The 19,968-nt window shown below is 42.2% G+C and carries 21 protein-coding genes; 2 read left to right on the plus strand and 19 right to left on the minus strand.

Annotated features, from left to right (window positions below):
• Positions 1–165: 165 nt before the first annotated feature.
• From PQR79_RS09970 to rpoE, 12 genes are all read right to left on the minus strand, one after another.
• Entirely contained in the window at positions 166–687 is a 522-nt protein-coding gene (locus PQR79_RS09970; protein WP_238102633.1) for an Mpo1 family 2-hydroxy fatty acid dioxygenase, read from the minus strand.
• A gap of 115 nt (positions 688–802) precedes the next feature.
• Positions 803–1,183 (minus strand): holo-ACP synthase, encoded by a 381-nt coding sequence (acpS, locus tag PQR79_RS09975; protein WP_238102632.1) that lies wholly within the window; start codon positions 1,181–1,183, stop codon positions 803–805.
• A complete protein-coding gene (pdxJ, locus tag PQR79_RS09980) occupies positions 1,183–1,920 on the minus strand; it encodes a pyridoxine 5'-phosphate synthase (RefSeq protein WP_238102631.1) in 738 nt (245 codons plus the stop codon). Before pdxJ ends, acpS begins: the two co-directional genes overlap by 1 nt.
• 95 nt (positions 1,921–2,015) lie before the next feature.
• Positions 2,016–2,726: a DNA repair protein RecO gene (recO, locus tag PQR79_RS09985; protein WP_238102971.1), complete on the minus strand. Its 711-nt coding sequence runs from the start codon at positions 2,724–2,726 to the stop codon at positions 2,016–2,018.
• A 42-nt stretch (positions 2,727–2,768) separates the two neighbouring features.
• Positions 2,769–3,773: a GTPase Era gene (gene era / locus PQR79_RS09990; RefSeq protein WP_238102630.1), complete on the minus strand. Its 1,005-nt coding sequence runs from the start codon at positions 3,771–3,773 to the stop codon at positions 2,769–2,771.
• Positions 3,770–4,450, minus strand: a complete 681-nt coding sequence (gene rnc / locus PQR79_RS09995; protein WP_238102629.1) for a ribonuclease III — start codon at positions 4,448–4,450, stop codon at positions 3,770–3,772. The genes era and rnc overlap by 4 nt, the downstream gene beginning before the upstream one ends.
• Positions 4,450–5,364, minus strand: a complete 915-nt coding sequence (lepB, locus tag PQR79_RS10000; RefSeq protein WP_238102628.1) for a signal peptidase I — start codon at positions 5,362–5,364, stop codon at positions 4,450–4,452. Before lepB ends, rnc begins: the two co-directional genes overlap by 1 nt.
• Positions 5,365–5,552: 188 nt before the next feature.
• Positions 5,553–7,343, minus strand: coding sequence for a translation elongation factor 4 (lepA, locus tag PQR79_RS10005; protein WP_238102627.1), 1,791 nt, complete (start codon positions 7,341–7,343; stop codon positions 5,553–5,555).
• 208 nt (positions 7,344–7,551) lie between these two features.
• Complete coding sequence (locus tag PQR79_RS10010; RefSeq protein ID WP_238102968.1) at positions 7,552–8,025, minus strand: SoxR reducing system RseC family protein; 474 nt, start codon at positions 8,023–8,025, stop codon at positions 7,552–7,554.
• 201 nt (positions 8,026–8,226) lie between these two features.
• Positions 8,227–9,159, minus strand: a complete 933-nt coding sequence (locus PQR79_RS10015) for a MucB/RseB C-terminal domain-containing protein (protein ID WP_238102626.1) — start codon at positions 9,157–9,159, stop codon at positions 8,227–8,229.
• A 39-nt stretch (positions 9,160–9,198) separates the two neighbouring features.
• Positions 9,199–9,807: a sigma-E factor negative regulatory protein gene (locus PQR79_RS10020; RefSeq protein WP_238102625.1), complete on the minus strand. Its 609-nt coding sequence runs from the start codon at positions 9,805–9,807 to the stop codon at positions 9,199–9,201.
• A gap of 26 nt (positions 9,808–9,833) precedes the next feature.
• Complete coding sequence (rpoE, locus tag PQR79_RS10025; protein WP_160053050.1) at positions 9,834–10,412, minus strand: RNA polymerase sigma factor RpoE; 579 nt, start codon at positions 10,410–10,412, stop codon at positions 9,834–9,836.
• Between the two features lie 234 nt (positions 10,413–10,646).
• On the opposite strand from rpoE, the gene nadB reads away from it, so the two are divergent.
• Complete coding sequence (gene nadB, locus PQR79_RS10030) at positions 10,647–12,263, plus strand: L-aspartate oxidase (protein ID WP_238102624.1); 1,617 nt, start codon at positions 10,647–10,649, stop codon at positions 12,261–12,263.
• Here nadB and PQR79_RS20290 read toward each other — a convergent pair.
• The 5 genes from PQR79_RS20290 to nhaA form a co-directional block, all read right to left on the minus strand.
• Positions 12,260–12,787, minus strand: a complete 528-nt coding sequence (locus tag PQR79_RS20290; RefSeq protein WP_368389129.1) for a protein YgfX — start codon at positions 12,785–12,787, stop codon at positions 12,260–12,262. The genes nadB and PQR79_RS20290 overlap by 4 nt on opposite strands.
• Positions 12,720–12,968, minus strand: coding sequence for an FAD assembly factor SdhE (locus PQR79_RS10035; RefSeq protein ID WP_238102623.1), 249 nt, complete (start codon positions 12,966–12,968; stop codon positions 12,720–12,722). The genes PQR79_RS20290 and PQR79_RS10035 overlap by 68 nt, the downstream gene beginning before the upstream one ends.
• Before the next feature lie 89 nt (positions 12,969–13,057).
• Entirely contained in the window at positions 13,058–13,981 is a 924-nt protein-coding gene (gene nhaR, locus PQR79_RS10040; protein WP_238102622.1) for a transcriptional activator NhaR, read from the minus strand.
• A gap of 116 nt (positions 13,982–14,097) precedes the next feature.
• On the minus strand, positions 14,098–14,484 hold the full coding sequence (locus tag PQR79_RS10045; protein ID WP_238102621.1) for a hypothetical protein: 387 nt from the start codon (positions 14,482–14,484) through the stop codon (positions 14,098–14,100).
• Complete coding sequence (nhaA, locus tag PQR79_RS10050; RefSeq protein WP_238102620.1) at positions 14,471–15,655, minus strand: Na+/H+ antiporter NhaA; 1,185 nt, start codon at positions 15,653–15,655, stop codon at positions 14,471–14,473. The genes PQR79_RS10045 and nhaA overlap by 14 nt, the downstream gene beginning before the upstream one ends.
• A gap of 205 nt (positions 15,656–15,860) precedes the next feature.
• Between nhaA and PQR79_RS10055 the strand changes: the two genes are divergently transcribed.
• A complete protein-coding gene (locus PQR79_RS10055; protein WP_238102619.1) occupies positions 15,861–16,712 on the plus strand; it encodes a thymidylate synthase in 852 nt (283 codons plus the stop codon).
• 131 nt (positions 16,713–16,843) lie between these two features.
• On the opposite strand, the gene PQR79_RS10060 is transcribed toward PQR79_RS10055, so the two are convergent.
• Together PQR79_RS10060 and ptsP are read right to left on the minus strand one after the other, a co-directional pair.
• The gene (locus PQR79_RS10060) at positions 16,844–17,644 is read right to left on the minus strand and encodes a sulfite exporter TauE/SafE family protein (protein ID WP_238102618.1); all 801 of its coding nucleotides are present in this window, start codon (positions 17,642–17,644) and stop codon (positions 16,844–16,846) included.
• Between the two features lie 62 nt (positions 17,645–17,706).
• Positions 17,707–19,944 (minus strand): phosphoenolpyruvate--protein phosphotransferase, encoded by a 2,238-nt coding sequence (gene ptsP, locus PQR79_RS10065; RefSeq protein WP_238102617.1) that lies wholly within the window; start codon positions 19,942–19,944, stop codon positions 17,707–17,709.
• Positions 19,945–19,968 lie beyond the last annotated feature (24 nt).

A 19,968-nucleotide genomic window follows, 5' to 3' on the forward strand; every position in this document is an offset into this window, starting at 1 on the left:
AACAAAGAATACCACGCTGATAAATTCGCCCTTCGGGTCTGCGTCACAAACCCCATTACGGCTTCAAATGACTTTGATTTAGAATGACTACACCTGCAGTCATTTTCATTGTACTGGGTCTAGTGACGCAGCCTAAAATAGATCACATTCTAATAAGGATTGGTATTAACCACGAAGTTTTGCTTCGAGTGCGCGACGTTTATCGCGTGCAATAGGTTTAATCTCGGCTTCTAAGTTTTTTTCCCAGCCCAAAATAAAGTACAGCTCAGCCATTAAAAAGAATGGCCCAATTAATAACTGATTGATGTCATCCATAAAAGCGGGTTTGGCTTTTTCATATTTATGGCCAACAAACTGAATAACCCAACCAATCACAAAAATAGTTATCGCAATCAAAAAGGGATGGTCGTTATGAACCACCTGCTCGGTGGTATAAAGAACCGGTAAAATAAACAATACTAGCCCTAATGCTAGGCGGACATGAAGCAACATATAGTATGCAAGTACAACAACGGTGACAACCATTGCCAAACTTATCTGATAATCTTGCCACGTGACTCTTAGCGTGCCTAACATTAAAAATGCTGACCAAATAATCATGGGAACCCCAATAAAATGGGTGCGAATATTGTTAGGATTTAAGTGGACACTTTTATAAGTTGATAATTGCTCTACGGCCGATTTCATTTTGAGTCTCGTTATATTAGTTGTTGTTATATTGTTAATCTAACCTAGTTTAATTGCTTTTAAAAGATACAAAAAAAGGCGCCAGAGCGCCTTTAGCTAATCTAAGAGATGTGTTTTACCGCTCTAAAATCACTGTAGCAACGGCATAATGTTGCTCATCTGCAATGCTAATAAAGCCTTTATTACCACCAAGTTGTGTTAACCGCGCCTGAGCGCCATCGGTAAAACGAATAACCGGGGCGCCATTGGCATCATTATCAATATGAATATGCTGAAACGACACTCCTCGGCCAATACCCGTGCCTAATGCTTTGGCTGCAGCTTCTTTTGCGGCAAATCGCTTTGCTAAAAAACGCTCTGCTTGTGTAGACTGCAGGTATATCGCCAGTTCAGACGCAGTCAGTACCCGCTTAGCTAATCTGTCGCCTAAACGTTCACGCTGCTCATGTATCCGCGCTATCTCAACAATATCGGTACCAATCCCAACAATTGCCATTACTCGCCTCTGCGGCCTTCTAACATCAGCTTCTTCATATCACGCACTGCGGTTTCTAAGCCGTCAATCGCAGCACGCGCTATCACGGCATGGCCAATATTAAGCTCGTACAGTTCAGGAATGGCCGCAATGGCTTTAACATTATGATAATGCAGACCATGGCCAGCATTCACCACTAAGCCTTTACTGTGCGCATATTTAGCCATTGCCGTAATACGCGCTAACTCTTGGGCTTGTTCAGCATCGGTTTGTGCATCTGCATAGCAGCCTGTGTGGATTTCGATGTAAGGAGCACCAACTGCCACAGCTGCATCAATTTGGGTTTCATCTGCATCAATAAATAACGACACTTTAATCCCCTCTGTGGCTAAACGAGACACCGCCGAAGAAATTTTATCTAGTTGCCCTGCAACATCGAGCCCACCTTCTGTGGTAAGTTCTTCGCGTTTTTCAGGAACTAAACACGCATACGCAGGTTTAATATCACAAGCAATAGCAATCATTTCTTCAGTGACTGCAAACTCAAAATTCATGCGGGTTTTAAGGGTTTTAGCTAATAAGTAAACATCGCGGTCTTGAATATGACGACGGTCTTCACGCAAATGAATCGTAATGCCATCGGCGCCAGCATGTTCAGCTACCGCAGCTGCATGTATTGGGTCAGGGTAATTAGTGCCACGAGCCTGACGTAATGTAGCAATGTGATCGATGTTAATACCTAATAGAATTCCGCTCACACCGAGCTCCTTAAAATTAATAAACGAAGAGATAAGCTTAGAGTTAACCGTGTACAAAATGAATTGTACTTGCTTAACGCCATAATACGAAAAGCTTATTGTGCATTTTTAGTAAATAACTGCCGGCTTAACAGCGGCTTGCCACCTAATAAGGGGGTTAATAAATAACGCATCAAACCTTTAGCTTGATTAAGGTGTTCGGTTTGCAGTTGTTGTACAGCTAATGCCGTTAACATTGCACCACTTAACTGGCCTTTACCGTGTGTAAACCCCTCTTTATGCTGCATTACAGGTAAAAAGCCACTTTCGGCAACAAAGCGATAGCTGCAATCAGCAGTTAATGCATTACCGAGCGAGTCATAACTCAATGACGGAAAAGCGCCTAATTCAAGCAGCAATGCCATTTCGAAATAACGTAAATGACTGGAGCAAAAACCTTTGGCAAGTGACATCAACGCGCGGTGATAATCTATAAATAGCCCTTCGGCTTGATGCTCTACTGACAACAATCTCACTAATAACTCATTTAAATAAAAGCCAGAATACAGGCTATTACCCACTAACGGCATTGCAGGTGCAGCGGCTTCTATTTGAGTAATGGTTTTTAAACCGAGATTTTTGGCTTCAGATTGGGCACTGAACTGAATAATGAGAGGTTGAAAAGGCTGTAAAATACTTTTGATTGAACGTTTACCTGTGCCTACTCGCGTTACGGCATCAACACGACCGACGCCTTCTATCAATAAATTGACAATCACACTCGATTCACGAAAAGGACGGTGATGCAACACATAGCCACGTTTCATGGTGGCCATGCCTATAGCATAACGCTAAACAAGGTTGGCGACTTAGTCTTCGCCATAACCTAAGCTTCTTAAGGCGCGCTCATCATCAGCCCAGCCAGACTTCACTTTTACCCAGACTTCAAGAAACACTTTATTATCAAATAAGGTTTCCATATCAAGACGTGATTGAGTTGCAATCGTGCGAATACGCTCGCCCTTATTACCAATCACCATACGCTTTTGCCCTTCACGCTCAACTAAGATCAGTGCGTTAATTTGATAAACACCATTGTCCATCATTTTAAACTGCTCAATCTCAACCGTCGCATCATAAGGCAGTTCGTCACCAAGGAAACGCATGAGCTTTTCTCGGACAATTTCAGACGCCATAAAACGCTGCGAACGATCAGTCACATAGTCTTCAGGGAAGTAGAACGGGGCTTCAGGTAGCGACTCGCGAGCCATATCCAAAATGCGCTGAACGTTAGTGCCTTTGCTTGCTGATATCGGTAATATTTCGTCAAAGTCAAACTTTTGCGCTAACTCCGTTAAATATGGGAACAAGGCTTCTTTATCTTTAATGTTATCAACTTTGTTGATGGCTAAGACAATTTTACGATCGTCATTACGGTGTTGAAGCTTTTTCAATACCATCTCATCGTCAGCGGTCCACGTCATGCCGTCAACCACAAAGATAACCATGGCAACATCAGCTAACGAACTTGCCGCTGCGCGGTTCATTAAGCGATTAATGGCACGTTTTTCTTCAATGTGTAAACCGGGAGTATCAATAAACACAATTTGCTTAGGACCATCAGTATGGATCCCCATAATACGATGACGTGTCGTTTGCGGTTTTTTGGAGGTGATACTGACTTTTTGACCAAGCAACTTGTTCAAAAGTGTCGATTTACCCACATTTGGCCGACCGACAATCGCTACCATGCCACAATAAGTAACATCATATTGTGCGGCGGCAGTTGGCGCTGCTTGGTTCATCCTTGCCAGCAGTTCATCTAAGCTAGGTTCTTGTTCAGTACCCGCTGGCAAGTCTGTTTTTTTTGTCATTTATTCAGTAACTCCAATACCTGAGCAGCAGCAAGCTGTTCAGCTTTTCTTCTAGAACTTGCCACACCAGTGACAACCTCATTTAATTCAGTAATTTTACATTCAACCGTAAAAGTTTGATCATGCGCTTCACCTTCAACGGCCACGACTTGGTAGTCTGGTAACGGTTTTTTAAAGCCTTGGAGGTGTTCTTGTAAAATCGTTTTAGGATCTTTTTGATTTATCCCAGGTTTTATTTTAGCTAAACGTTCAGCATACCAAGTCAGTAATAATTTACGGCATACTTCAAGATCGGCATCAAGGTATATGGCACCAATGATGGCCTCTACGGCATCAGCTAAAATGGATTCACGTCTAAATCCACCACTTTTTAACTCACCAGGGCCTAAATATAAGTAATCACCCAGTTTAAACTCTTTTGCAATTAAAGTGAGCGTGTCACCTTTGACTAAGGTGGCGCGCATGCGGCTTAAGTCGCCTTCAGTCGCTTTAGGGAACTGGTGATATAATGCATCTGAAATGACTATCGATAAAATCGAATCACCTAAAAACTCCAAACGTTCATTATGTTTATTGGCTGCGCTACGATGTGTTAACGCCTGCGCCAACAACTCGATGTTATTAAACTCATATCCTAAAGTGCGGCATAAGCGCGGCAAGTTTTTTATGGGTTCCATCAATGTATTCCACCTGCTCTTTCAAAACGCACACCGGTAGGGACCCAAGTAGGTAACCAATCATCAGGGGTGCGTTCAAACTCAAAACTAATCCAAATAGCCACCGCCTTACCTACGAGGTTTTCTTCAGGCACAAAGCCCCAAAAACGGCTGTCGGTACTATTATCACGGTTATCGCCCATAGCAAAATACATGCCTTTGGGAACCAAGAACTCACCGGCTTGCATGCCTGGTTGAGGATAAAAATGTTGTCTAAAATCAGGGCGTGACGGGTTAATTAAAATATCATGATTAACCTCACCTAATTGCTCATTTAAACGGATCAATGGCACGCCATTTTGGCTAAATTCACCGCGATTAAGCTCTGTGTGTTCAATCAGTTTGGGCGCGGCGCAATCCTTACCCGTATCACACGCTTCTTGAATCATTAACTGCTTGTTACGATATATAATTTTGTCACCTGGAAGACCGACAACCCGCTTAATGTAGTCAATTTTTGGGTTTTCAGGGTATTTGAATACAAATATATCTCCGCGCTCTGGCTCTCCGGTTTCAACTAATTTACTTCGCCATACTGGGTCACGTAAACCATAGCTGAATTTCTCAACCAAAATAAAATCGCCCACTAACAATGTTGGCATCATTGAGCCTGAGGGGATCTGAAATGGCTCGTAAATAAACGAACGCAATATCATCACAAACGCGATCACGGGAAAAATAGAATGGGCTGTTTCGACTAAAATGGGTTCACGGACAATTTTGTCGATGGCTTCTTCGCTTAGCTCACTCGCATTAGCTTGAGCTAATTCGAGTTTCTCACGGCGTTTAGGCGCAAAAAAGATCACGTCAACCAACCAGATAAGACCACTACCTAAGGTTACGAGCACTAAAATAAGTGAAAAATAGGCTGCCATTACTGATTTATCTCCTGCAGGATGTTGGTGTTTGCATTGCTCGGGCTAAGTACCCAAGGTAACTCAATCCAGTATGGTGATTCACTTGCAAACATTCACCCTGTTGAGTGTTACAAAATATATAATAAAAATAACGATAACGCCGCAATACGCGGCGTTATTAAGAAAACTAAATCAATTAATTATTATTAATCGTTTAGTTTAAGTACCGCTAAAAATGCCTCTTGTGGCACTTCAACGTTACCGACTTGCTTCATGCGCTTTTTACCTTCTTTCTGCTTATTTAGCAGTTTCTTCTTACGCGAAACATCACCACCATAACATTTGGCGGTAACGTCTTTACGTAATGCTTTAATGGTTGAGCGAGCAATAATCTGGCTACCGACAGCGGCCTGAATCGCAATATCAAACATTTGGCGCGGAATTAATTCTTTCATTTTTTCAACAAGCGCTAAACCACGATGACGAATGTTAGAGCGGTGAATAATCATCGCTAACGCATCAACACGATCGCCGTTGATCAAAATGTCTAAACGCACCATGTCTGCAGTGTCGAAACGAATAAAGTTATATTCAAGTGACGCATAACCTCGACTGGTCGATTTTAGACGGTCAAAAAAGTCCATAACCACTTCAGCCATTGGCAAGTGGTATGTTACAGCCACTTGGTTACCGTGATACACCATATTAGTTTGCGAACCACGCTTTTCAACACAAAGTGTGATCACATTACCTAGGTATTCTTTAGGTACTAAGATGTTGGCTTCAACGATTGGCTCACGCAGTTCTTCAATATTATTCAGTGCTGGTAAATCCGATGGATTATCAACATAAACGATATCACCATTGGTCATTACGACTTCATAGACTACGGTAGGAGCTGTGGTGATTAAATCAAGATTATATTCGCGCTCTAAACGCTCTTGAACAATCTCCATGTGGAGTAAGCCCAAGTAACCAATACGGAAACCAAAACCAAGTGCGCTTGATGTCTCTGGTTCAAAAAACAGTGATGCATCGTTCAAACTTAATTTGTTTAGTGCATCGCGGAAGTTTTCGTACTCGTCAGTAGAAATAGGGAATACACCAGCATAAACCTGCGGCGTGACCTTTTGGAAACCTGGTAACGGTTTTTCAGCACCATTTTTAGCATGGGTTAAGGTGTCACCTACAGGTGCGCCATGGATTTCTTTAATGCCCGAAATCACATAACCCACTTCACCAGCACGTAGCTCTGGTTCATCTTGCTGTTTAGGCGTGAAAATACCTACACGGTCAGCATTGTAGTTTTGACCGGTTGACATCACTTTAAACTTGTCGCCTTTCTTTAATACGCCGTGCTTAATGCGCACTAACGACACAACACCTAAATAAGCATCAAACCATGAGTCGATAATCAAGGCTTGTAACGGGGCGTTTTCATCACCTTCTGGAGGTGGGATCTTAGCGATAATTTCTTCTAAGACGAGATCAACACCAATACCGGTTTTAGCTGAACAACGCACGGCATCCTTGGCATCAATACCTACAATGTCTTCAATTTCTGCGGCTACACGTTCAGGCTCAGCTTGAGGTAAGTCGATTTTGTTAAGGACTGGCACAACATCTAGATTCATATCTAGTGCGGTATAGCAGTTTGCTAATGTTTGCGCTTCAACACCTTGACCCGCATCAACAACTAATAATGCACCTTCACAGGCAGCAAGCGAACGCGATACTTCATAAGAGAAGTCAACGTGACCTGGAGTGTCAATAAAGTTTAATTGGTAGGTATTACCATCTTTTGCATGGTAATCAAGGGTAACACTTTGGGCTTTAATCGTAATGCCACGCTCACGTTCTAGATCCATTGAATCTAAAACCTGTGCAGCCATTTCACGGTCAGTTAAGCCGCCACATACCTGGATCAGGCGATCGGATAAAGTTGATTTACCATGGTCGATATGGGCAATAATCGAGAAGTTTCTAATGTGTTTCATTATGCTGCAATGACTACTACTAAATTTGATTAAAATTAAGGTGGCAAATTGTACCTGATTAGGGGGGCAATACCAATCAGATTCAGTAATAGTCTCTATTTTGCTCCTAAGAAGGGTTAAAATGCTATGTTTATAAGGGTAATTATAGTACGAATGGGGATCTGATAAAGCAGGATTTTATGGTTAACTAGTCTAAGTCATGGCTGATTTAACCATTGCGAGCACTAATAACACCCACTTCTTGACCTAAATAGGCGATGATCACTGGCGACGCTTGAGCTTCTAATTTTGCGGCTAAGCGTTTGCCAATAATCCACGCAATTGAAGCACCGATCACCGCAAACACCATTGCTGATGTATTGGTATTCATATCTAACCCTACCGCAAGAATATGGCCAAATATCGCAAACATAAACAAACCAAACAACGGCAATAAATACACTAATGCTGCCGCTTTAATAATCACGCTTTCAGGTAAGCCGACTTTAAGTAAATCACCTTGCTGACAAGGTTTATCAGCCGGCAATGAAAAGCGTTGAGTTTTTACTGAAAATGCCTTGGCAATGGTTGAGGTTCCGCAGTTTTCACTACTTGCGCAATGATTACAAGCGCTTTTTAATTCTACTTCGACAGTGGCCCAGCCTTGTTGATAATCAACCACACGGGCAATTTCTTCCATCATTGATGATTGTGAAACTGTTGATTGGCTCATATTTAGACCTATAGCTTAAGATTGTTCAATACTAGCACAAAGTGAAATCACACCGTAGCGCCTTTAGAGTACCCTAGGTCGGTATCTGTGAGACAAGCAGAAAGGAAGCATAAAAAGAAATAATCGGTTAAAACATCATGGTCACCATCATGCTTTAACCTTTTAGGTAGGCTATTTTAAAACCAAACTATTGGCTATTCGCTCTAGTGTTTCAGATGGTACTTTGCCAATAGCAACCACTTCAAGCGCCCCCACTTTAACCACAACCATTGATAGGCCGTTACGGGTCAGTAATTCGTTAGGCATAGGGTTATCACCCGAGCGGGCAACATAAACTGAAATATTCGCTAACCCGTCGGTTAAGGCAATATATTCAACGGGCTCATGAATACCAATCAATCTATGATGGTCACGAACAACAATATCAAATCCTTGTGGTAACCAAGTAAACTGCCAATTTTTACCGTCAGTACGCTCAGCTTGATTGATGATTGCTGGCCAATCTTGCTTAGCGGCTTCAATTAAAATATTAGCGGGTTCAGACAATTCAAAAAGCTCAACCACCATTGTTTGCTCAAGCAGTTGCTTTTCTTGATTTAAAGTATCAAACCTCAGCGGTAAATATGTCTCCATATCGACCCAAACTTGCGCGTCGTAGCGATTTTCATCTTTTGCCAGTAAGCGGATCATTTGCCCAGGGCGTCCAGCAATTCGGCTACGGCCACCTATAACAAACTGATAGCCTTGCTCCAATAGGCTAATATCACCCGCTAAAGCCGCAGGCCACACCCCTTGTATACGCGGAGCACTGACACTATAGGCGGGCTGATCATGTTCGATAAAGGTAACACGACTACCAACACGAATGGCGTTTTTAGGTGGACCATTAAGGTATTCAAGCAACGCAATTTCTTGGTTATCGACAATGCCATGGATATACACCAGCGGACGAATGTGATCGGCTTGGAGTTGTATGATAGAAACTTTGAATTGCTTATCTCGCAAAGCTTGACTCATGTTTTTAAGCCAAGCTTTTGCAGATAAATCTTCTTCAGCGTGTGTAGAAAAGGTTAAAACTAACAGTGCTAGCAGGATAAGGCGCAAGCTAACTCCTAAATTGATAAGCCAAGGTATTGCTGCAGATTATGGATTAACCGCAGCATCTTGATTGCTATTGTCGTCGATAACGACTCCAGGATTCAAGCGTTGTTGCAACATATGGTCCTGAATATAAGCATTAATACGACGACGCTGCTCAATTACTTGATCGTTTGAGTAGTTCTGCTGATTTTGCGCCGTACCTGTTTGATAACTTACAGGAGACACTGTACCCACGAGAGGACGTGTGGTTAAAACCGGTAGTGGTGACTCCGCATCATTTGTTTGATTGTAAGACTGCACACCCACAATCGCAACCATAGCCACAGTAGCAGCAATAGCATATTGACCAAACTGTTTGAAAAATGGCACAACATTACTGGTTTTAGCTGCTGGAGCAACATGTTCCGCAGGCTCTGCTTGCTGAGCTTTAGGCATAATAATTGTTGGTTCAAGGTCAATTGCTGCCATGATATTAGCAGAAAGATCTAAGTCAATGGCTTCAGGCAGTTCGCCGCGCATCGTATCACCAATCATGTGATAACGTTGCCATTGTTCATGTGAATCAACGTCAGCAGAGAGTTGTGCTAATGTTTTATCATCGGCTTCACCATCAACTGCTGCAGATACCCACTCTTGACTTGATTTAAGCATTATTCACCTATTTAGCGTTAAGGCAGTTACTTTTCCAGCAAAGGCTGGAGCTGTTTGTCGATTGCTTCACGAGCTCGGAAGATACGTGATCTTACGGTCCCGACCGGACAATCCATAATATTGGCAATATCTTCGTAACTCATACCGTCTAGTTCTCTAAGCGATATTGCCATTTTTAATTCTTCAGGCAATGTATCGAGCGTATCAAAGATCACTTTACTCATTTGATCTTTCATTAATAAACGCTCAGGTGATGCAAACTCTTTTAGTGCATCACTACCTTCGTAATATTCTGCATCTTCAACATCCACATCGTTTGCAGGTGCTCTGCGCCCTTGTGAAGTCAGATGGTTTTTTGCGGTGTTTACCGCAATGCGGTACAACCAAGTATAAAACGCACTCTCACCACGAAAATTTGCTAACGCTCTATAAGCTTTAATAAAGGCTTCTTGTGTTACATCTTGCACATCCGCTTGGTTGCGAATATAACGAGAAATTAAACTCATCACTTTATTTTGATACTTCAGCACTAACAGGTTAAATGCGTTTTTATCGCCTTGCTGTACTCGCTCAACTAATTGTTGATCACTATATTGTCCACTCATCCGAGCCGACTACTCCTAAATCTGTAATACTGATTTCTCAGTCGCTCGAATCCTGTTCATATAAGTAGACTCACTGATATGAAAAAAGTTCGATGTTGAATTAAAAAAAGTTAATTAATTTGAGATAAAAATAAAATATCTCGTTAAAACCTCAATAAAGCTCGCTGTAAAAGTACCCAGTTAAGATGATTTGATTTACTATGATCAAACCATTTGGCTATACCATGATACCTGATGAAACAAGCAGTTGAACACCAATCTGACATTTTGGTCATCGGCAGCGGTGCTGCAGGACTGACTTTAGCATTACATTTAGCTGAAAAATCAAAAGTAATTCTTCTTTCTAAAGGGCCTTTATCAGAAGGTTCGACCTTATATGCACAAGGCGGAATCGCATCTGTGTTTGATGAAGGCGATACGATTGAGTCCCATGTCAATGACACACTGATTGCTGGCGCAGGATTATGCGACAAATCAGTTGTGACTTACACAGCAGAAAACGCAAAAAGTGCCATGCAATGGCTCATTAATTGCGGCGTCGCATTTGATAAAGAAGAAAATAACACTGCTGATAGCTCTGCTTCAATGCCTTATCACCTCACACGTGAAGGAGGCCACAGTCATCGTCGTATTTTACATTCTGCCGATGCTACAGGTAAAGCTGTACAGACCACTTTGCAAGAATGCGCATTAGCCCATCCCAACATCACCGTTTTAGAACGTTATAACGCCATTGATTTAATCACTACGCGAAAATTAAACCGACCCGGCAACCGAGTGCTAGGTGCTTATGTTTGGAATAGAGATGAAGAACATGTCGAAACAGTCAAAGCAAAATTTGTCGCTTTAGCAACTGGCGGCAGCTCAAAAGTATATCAATATACTTCAAACCCAGATATTGCCAGTGGTGATGGAATTGCCATGGCTTGGCGTGCAGGATGCCGTGTTGCCAACATGGAGTTTAACCAGTTTCATCCAACGTGTTTATTCCACCCAAATGCCAGAAACTTTCTCCTCACAGAGGCATTACGTGGTGAAGGCGCTTATTTACGTCGCCCTGATGGTAGCAGGTTTATGCCTGACTTTGATGAACGTGCAGAACTAGCACCACGCGATATTGTGGCCCGCGCTATCGATTATGAAATGAAACGTTTAGGTGCAGATTGTGTTTATTTAGACATTAGCCACAAGCCTGCCGAGTTCATTATTAAGCATTTTCCAACCATTTATCAGCGATGCCTTGAGTTAGGTATCGATATGACTAAAGATCCGATCCCTGCGGTACCTGCGGCACACTACACTTGCGGTGGCGTGATGACCGATTTACATGGTCAAACTGACATCAACGGTTTGTACGCGATTGGTGAAGTAGCGTACACAGGTTTGCACGGTGCCAACCGCTTAGCCAGTAACTCATTATTAGAATGCTTAGTGTTTGCGCGCGCTGCTTCACACGACATTGAGAGTCAACTGCATAAGGTTACCACCCCTTGCACATTACCGGCATGGGATGAAAGTAAAGTGAGTAACTCAGATGAAGAAGTCGTTATTGCCCATAACTGGCACGAGTTGCGCTTATTTATGTGGGATTATGTTGGCATTGTACGAACGGATAAACGTTTAGAGCGCGCATTACGTCGCTGCTTAATGCTGCAACAAGAAATTGAAGAGTATTACTCAAACTTCCGTGTAAGCAATAACTTATTAGAGTTGCGCAATTTAGTCCAGGTGGCTGAGTTGATCATTCGCTGTGCGATGGATCGCAAAGAAAGCCGGGGGCTTCATTATAACATCGACTACCCTGAGCAAATTGACAACCCCAAACCAACCATTTTACAACCAGGACGCTAAGCAACCTTAAGTTGTAATAATAACCGACACAGAGTGCGATATTCGGTGTCGGTTAACATATCATGCCAAACCCACAGTACTCGCCGCTCTCCCGAATGCATATCTTGTAAAAACATTATACAAAATAAAGGATTTACCAAGGCCCGACGGCAAAAATCGACAAGATAGATTTGCGATGACGGTTCAACAATCTGGGCAAAGCCATGTTTATCAAGACTAAAAATACACTGCCAACGGGTTAATTTTCGCCAACAATAAACCAATAGGCATAGGGTCAAAAAGATGAGGAGCAATTGAGCATAAAAAGCCAATGATGATGCCAAATTTGGCCAAGCAAGAAAACTGCACAGTATCACGGCAAAAAAACACACGAGGGCTAAGCGGGACAAAAACGACGCACTCAACCCAAATTGATAGAGATGAGTGCGGGGAGAAAAATCAGAGACTTGAACAGGCTTAAGGTTCGGCGCGACCACGGACTTTAACAACCATAGTAGCAAGCTGTGGATCTGGGCATTGTTCATGACCCATAAACCAAGCAAATAGCTCTGGATCTTCGCACTCTAACAAGCGAATAAAGGTTTGCTTGTCAGCATCAGCTAATGCTTCATAGTGCGCTTCAACAAAGGGTTGAAACAAAACATCTAACTCTAACATTCCGCGACGGCATGCCCAGCGTACACGAGCAATATTCATTAATTCCAACACAAATCTCCTGATGTCTATAACAGAAAAATACCAATCATATTCACAGCCTAGAGCGTAAAAATGGCTAAAGAAGATCCCGATAGGTATTAGTTTATACGGTGTTCAAAATCTTGTACTTGACGATCTTTACCCGCAAACAAGTCATCAAAATCAGTCGCCAGTAACGATTTAACCGACGGATGTTGAATCATTCGTTCGGCAAACATAACATGATATTCTTCTTTTATATCGGTTGTTTCACCAAGTAAAACCATTCCTTGCGACAGTATATCATGACGATAAATAGACGGTGCGACAAAAATGCCCCGGTTAAAATAACCAAAAGCTTTCATCATTTCGGCGTCATCAAACTCACCTAAAATATTAACATTGAGATTTTTTTCAGCAAACCAGCGATGCAACTGCTGACCAAGTGAAGTACGTTTACCCGGAATAAGTAACTTATGTTCCTCTAAACATGCCGGAAATGGCAACGTTGAAGGCTGCGCGGCAAAGAAACTGATGCCACATTCACCGAGTTTTTTCGACAAAATCTCAGGAAACTTTAATGAACCACCGGCACAATCAGATAAAATCATATCTAATTTATGCTCTCTTAAGCGCTCAATTAGGCTTTCATGTGTAGATTCATAACAAGCCAAGTGCACCGAGCCATCACTTGGGAGCACCGTTAATAATACTCGGCTCACGAGTGCTTTCGATAACGCATCCGCAATCCCCACCTCAAACAACAAAGAGTTATTTTTTTGATAATTGAGTAAGTCGAGCATTTCATAGCCCAAGCTAAACATTTTATCAGCATAACGGAACACCAATTCGCCCAGCTCTGTGGCTTCTAAATTGCGTCCAACACGTTTAAACAAGCTCCCTTTTAAACGTTCTTCTAAGGCACGTATTTGCCCTGTAATCGTTTGCGGTGCAAGGCATAATGCTTCGGCGGCTTTGGTCACTGAGCCTTTTTTTTGTACCATCCAAAAATAATACAGGTGGTTATAATTCAAATGCTGCATATCATTCAGAAACCTAAAGAAATTATTAATCTACTATAGCAAATAACTCACCGAACCCAGCTAAAATACTGGCAAAAAAAACGCAGCCAGAAGGCTGCGTTTTGATAACTTGATGGTTATTTGGGGCGCGGGCAATCCAATATTGTCGTAATGACGCTTTCTAACTCATCACTGTTACTCACATTTTTCAACGCCACTTGCTCCGTGAGTGCCGATACCACCTCTGACTTAACCAATATATGGCTAGAACAATAATTAATATTGGCGATTTGATAACGCTTACCAGCACGATATTTAAGTGCACGCGATTCATAATTATTTGGATCGATGCGCTTTTTAGCCTGATTGTCACGATACATCATTGCGCCATCAACCACACCTTCAAGATAACTTTGGCAGGTCGCAGACTCAGATGATGTTAAACAAACATCAAACGAATTTGCCGACGCTGGAATAACGAAAACACTTAGCAATAATCCTAGGGTTAATTTAATTAGTTTCATGGCTTCCTCCTGAATTAGGCAGTACTTTGGCTAACCAAAAATAACCAATCAGTGCTGCAAATAACGAACCTGTTAAAATACCTAACCTTGCATAATCACCATACTCTGCAGGCGAATGTTCAAATGCTAATGACGAAATAAACACCGACATGGTAAAACCGATACCACACATCACCGCGACAGGCATAATATGTTTCCACCCTATGCCCGGTGGTAACTCAGCTAACTTCAGTTTTACTGCAACGTAACTGAACAACAATACCCCAATGGGTTTACCTAATATTAACCCCATCATAATACCCAATGTAATGGGTTCTGCGAACGATTCGAGTGTCATATTGGTCAATGACAAACCTGCGTTAGCAAATGCGAATACCGGAAGAATTAAAAACGTACTCCACGGATGTAACTGGTGTTCTAAATGTCCTGATGGTGATGTGCCATCTTTCGCTCGTAACGGGATACAAAATGCAATGATGACACCTGCTAAGGTAGCATGAACACCAGACTTTAATACCGCGACCCACAACATAAATCCAACTAAGGCATAGGGCGTTATAGAGGTTACCCCTTTTCGATTCAGCGCCACCATCAACACAATAGACACTGCAGCAATAATCAAACTGGTCATTGATAAATCAGTGCTGTAAAACAGCGCAATAATCACAATAACACCTAAGTCATCAATAATTGCCAAGGCCAATAAAAATACCTTTAACGCCACAGGTACTCGATTGCCCAGTAATGCCATAATACCCAAAGCAAACGCGATATCTGTTGCTGCAGGGATAGCCCAACCCACTTGAGTTTCTGGGTTAGAATAATTAAATGTTAAGTAAAATAGCGCTGGGAATACCATCCCACCAATCGCCGCAAAAGTTGGTAAAGAAGCTTTAGCCACACTCGACAGTGCGCCCTCTAACAACTCACGTTTAACTTCTAGTCCAATCAATAAAAAGAATAACGCCATTAATCCATCATTAATCCATAACAATAATGGTTTATTGATATCCAATTCGCCGACACGCAATTGAACTCCTGTACTCAAGAAGCCCTGATACAAATCCGCTAAAGGCGAATTTGCCAATATCATTGCCAAGGCCACCGCGACCATTAACAAAATACCGCCGGCAGACTCTTGGCTTAAAAAGTTTCTAATTGCACGTTCCATATAACACTCCTAAATGAACAATAGATTGACTCTAACGCATCCATTCAAACAATAATAATCGATTGTTTCTTACCTTAAACTCGGTATTTCCGAGTTATCGATAGTTTTTAAGGAGACACACCTCACAATTAAACATTTCTAGTTTACAGATTTGAACGCATTGATTAGGTATAATCAGATTAAGCAAAAAAAGGAATTGAAATAAATGAAACAGTATTTAGATCTCTGTAAACGCATCGTCGACGAAGGTCAATGGGTGAATAATGCCCGCACCAACAAAAAGTGTCTCACAGTCATCAATGCCGATTTAACTTATGATGTTGGCAACAATCAATTCCCACTTGTTACCACCCGAAAAAGTTTTTGGAAATCTGCCATAGCAGAAATTCTAGGTTATTTACGCGGCTACCAAAATGCAGCTGATTTTAGAGCGCTTGGCACCAAAACATGGGACGCCAACGCTAACGACAACCAAGCATGGTTGAATAATCCAAATCGCAAAGGTCATGACGATATGGGTTTAATATACGGTGCCCTTGGACGCGCTTTTCCTAAACCCAGTGGCGGCCATGTCGATCTGCTTAAACAAATTGTAGAGGATTTGAGCAATGGTATTGATAACCGTGGAGAAATATTAACCTTTTACCATCCTGGCGCATTCGATCTTGGTTGTTTACGTCCTTGTATGTATGAGCATCATTTCTCGCTCCTAGGTGACACCTTATACCTAAACAGCACTCAACGCAGCTGTGATGTGCCTTTAGGGTTAAACTTTAATATGGTGCAAGTGTATGTACTGTTAGCATTAATGGCTCAAATAACCGGTCACAAGCCCGGTAAGGCTTACCATAAAATCGTTAATGCGCATATTTATGAAGATCAACTGGCACCCATGCGTGATATTCAATTAACCCGTGAACCATTTGATCCACCTAAGTTAATCATCAACCCAGAGATAAAGAGCTTAAAAGACATTGAAACTTGGGTCACATTAGATGATTTTAGTGTTGAAGGTTATCAACACCATGATGCCATTCAATATCCATTTGCGGTATAGATAGTCTTAAAGTAAACGCCCTGATTATTAACTAAGACGGGCGTTTTTATTTGGCTATATAATGGATAAATCGTTGGGCTAAGACGAGCAGGTTTAGCAACAACGTAGAAATTCGAGTTAACTTATTCGAGTTAACTTAATAACAGTTTTAAGCCCACTACCACCAATAAACAGGCAAATATTTTTCGCAATACCGGTGTAGGCCATGTGCTCGCAGCTTTTACCCCAAGCGGAGCACACAATATCGAGCTAACGATTATCCCACCTAAGGCTGGTAAATAAATAAAGCCAAATGCTCCCGGCGGTAAGTCAGGTGCATCAAAGCCCGCAATCACATAACCAATGGTGCCAGATATGGCAATAAACATTCCGGTTACCGACGAAAACCCAACAGCTTGACGCATTTGTAAACCGCAATAACTTAAAAATGGCACCAACAATACCCCGCCGCCAATTCCCATCAGACCAGCAATTAACGCGATCAAAACAGAAACCGTAAACAACACCACAAACTTAGGCATATCGTCACCGGTTTTCACTTTTAACGGAAACGCCATTTGTATGGCCATTAACACCACAAAAATAGCAAAGGTTTGTTGTAAGTTTTCTGATGATATTTGTTCTGACACAAATGCTGACGCTAATGACCCTACGACAATTCCAGGCATAATGGGTTTAAACAACTCCCAGGGGACATTTCCACGCTTGTGGTGCGCTGTAGCTGATGACATCGAGGTTAAAATAATCGAAGCCAATGACGTCGCAATAGCTACATGAGTGAGTTGAGCAACACTAATGCCAACAGACGGAAGGATATATAATAATGCAGGTACAATAACCAGTCCGCCGCCAATACCAAGCAAACCAGCTAAAAAGCCCACAATAGAACCCAGCAGTATACAAATAATAAAAACCTGTAGCATGCTATCCATAACGAAATCCTTATTTTTTTATTAACAATATGCTACATATTGGCTAATTGACTTGATCCATATTATGGATTAATCAAATCGGCTAGATCATGTTGCTGTAAAAACTGGCCTAATAATGTTCGTACTTGTTGGCCATTAGATTGGCATAACACAGTACTGAGTAACTCAGATAATTCTTGTTGCGATACTCGTCTGAGCAAAAAGTTAATTTTGGCGAGGCTAGCTTGGTTCATACTGAGCTTATGGTACCCCATAGCCACCAATAACAAAGCGCCATAGGGCTCACCCGCTAATTCGCCGCAGACACTCACATCTAAGTCATATCGTTTACAGTCATCTACTGCCATTTTAAGGGCGCGTAAAATACCAGGGTGATAACTATCAAATAACGAGCTCACACTCGGATTGTTTCGGTCAACCGCCAGTAAATATTGAGTTAAATCGTTACTGCCAACAGAGACAAAGTCCACGCGTTTTGCCACGTCTTGTAATTGATACAATAATGCAGGAACTTCAAGCATCACACCCACTTTAGGTCGAACTAAAATAGTATTGAGTTCTTGGTTTAATTCGGTAAAAGCTTGCTCAAGATATACTAAGGTTTGATCAATCTCATCGAGATTACTCACCATAGGCAGCAAAATTTGTAATTGATTGCCTTTTCCTGCGGCTTGCAACATGGCTCTCAGTTGCACTAAAAACAATTCAGGATGATCAAGTGACAAACGGATACCGCGCCAACCTAAAAACGGGTTATCTTCTTTAATCGGAAAATAAGGTAAGGGCTTATCACCACCCACATCCAAGGTGCGCATTACCACAGGGCGATCACCTGCTGCGCTTAATACTTGTCTGTATACATTGATTTGCTCGCTTTCACTCGGAAAGCGCTGATGTAACATAAACGGAATTTCAGTACGGTATAAACCAATCCCGTCAGCCCCTTCAGCAATTTCAGATGCAATACCACTGAGTAAACCGGCATTAAGATAAAGCTGGATCCGTTGGCCATCAGTGGTCACCGATGGCAAACTTAATTCTGCAGAAAATTGCTTTTGTTTTTCAACGTCAGCATCAAGCAATAATTGATATTCTTCAATGACTGCTGGGGATGGTGACACTAATAGCTGACCGCGAGTGGCATTAAGCACTAACAATTTTTGATCGATATCGGTCGACAAAACATCGTCAGTACCAACAATGGCAGGCACACCTAATGCGCGAGCTAAAATAGCAGCATGGGCGTTTACACCGCCTCGCTCAGTGACAATCCCCGCAAGCTTTTGTCGCGGAAACTCAGCTAATAATGTGGCATCGACTTCTTTAGCGACTAAAATTACCGGTTTGTCTGATTCAACCTCTAAACGCCCAGGCTCAATCAATTGACGCAATACTTTTTGACCAAGCTCGCGAATGTCACTGGCCCGTTCTTTTAAGTATGGATCTTCCATCGCCAAAAATTGATCGATATAACGAAGAGACACCCGACTTACTGCTGATTCAGCTTGCCAACCAAGTGCGACTTCTCGAGCATACTCCCCGCCTAAACTTGAGTCTTCAAGCAACAGTAGAAAGGCAGTAAAGATAGACGCAACATCAGCAGACTTTTCGCTCTCAAAACGCTGAGAAATAGCCGAGAGCATATCCTTACAGCGTTGCATAGCTTGTTTTAGCCTAAGCAATTCAACGTCTACATCATCACAATGACGTTCAGTTTGCTCGAGCGAAATGGCACCACCCAACACTAAGCCGTGAGCAATCGCAATACCACTAGAAGCAGTAATCCCGTTAAACATCACTTGATGTTGTACATTAGTAATGGAGGCTTTGTGTTTAAGGCTACGTACAACCACGGCAAGTTGCGCCGCTAACGTCATTAAAAAGGCTTCTTCACTCTCACTAAATTGCCTTGCTTCAGGTTGCTGAACCACGATAACGCCAACAACCAACTTTTGAAAAATGATCGGTACAGCCAAAAAAGCACGGTAATCTTCTTCAACAGCTTCAGGGAAGAGTTTAAAACGCGGGTGAATTCGTGCATCAGCCAAATTTACGGCTTCCTCACGTTGGGCCACTAAGCCGACAAGGCCTTCAGATAATGGCATGCTAACTCGGCCTACTGCAGACTTTTCAAGTCCTTCTGTGGCCGACAGCACAAGGTTTTGTTGCTCAAGGATATAAATGGAACAACAATGGGTCGCCATCGCGATGCGAGTTTGCGACACCAAAATATTTAATGCACTCTCCAAACTGTTGGCTCTTGCAACCGCTTGAGTGATATCCCTGAGCATGTTTAACACGGTTCCAATCCTCTTTGAAATCAG

The sequence above is a fragment of the Shewanella metallivivens genome, assembly GCF_028750675.1.
In the GTDB taxonomy this organism is placed as follows: Bacteria; Pseudomonadota; Gammaproteobacteria; order Enterobacterales; family Shewanellaceae; genus Shewanella; species Shewanella metallivivens.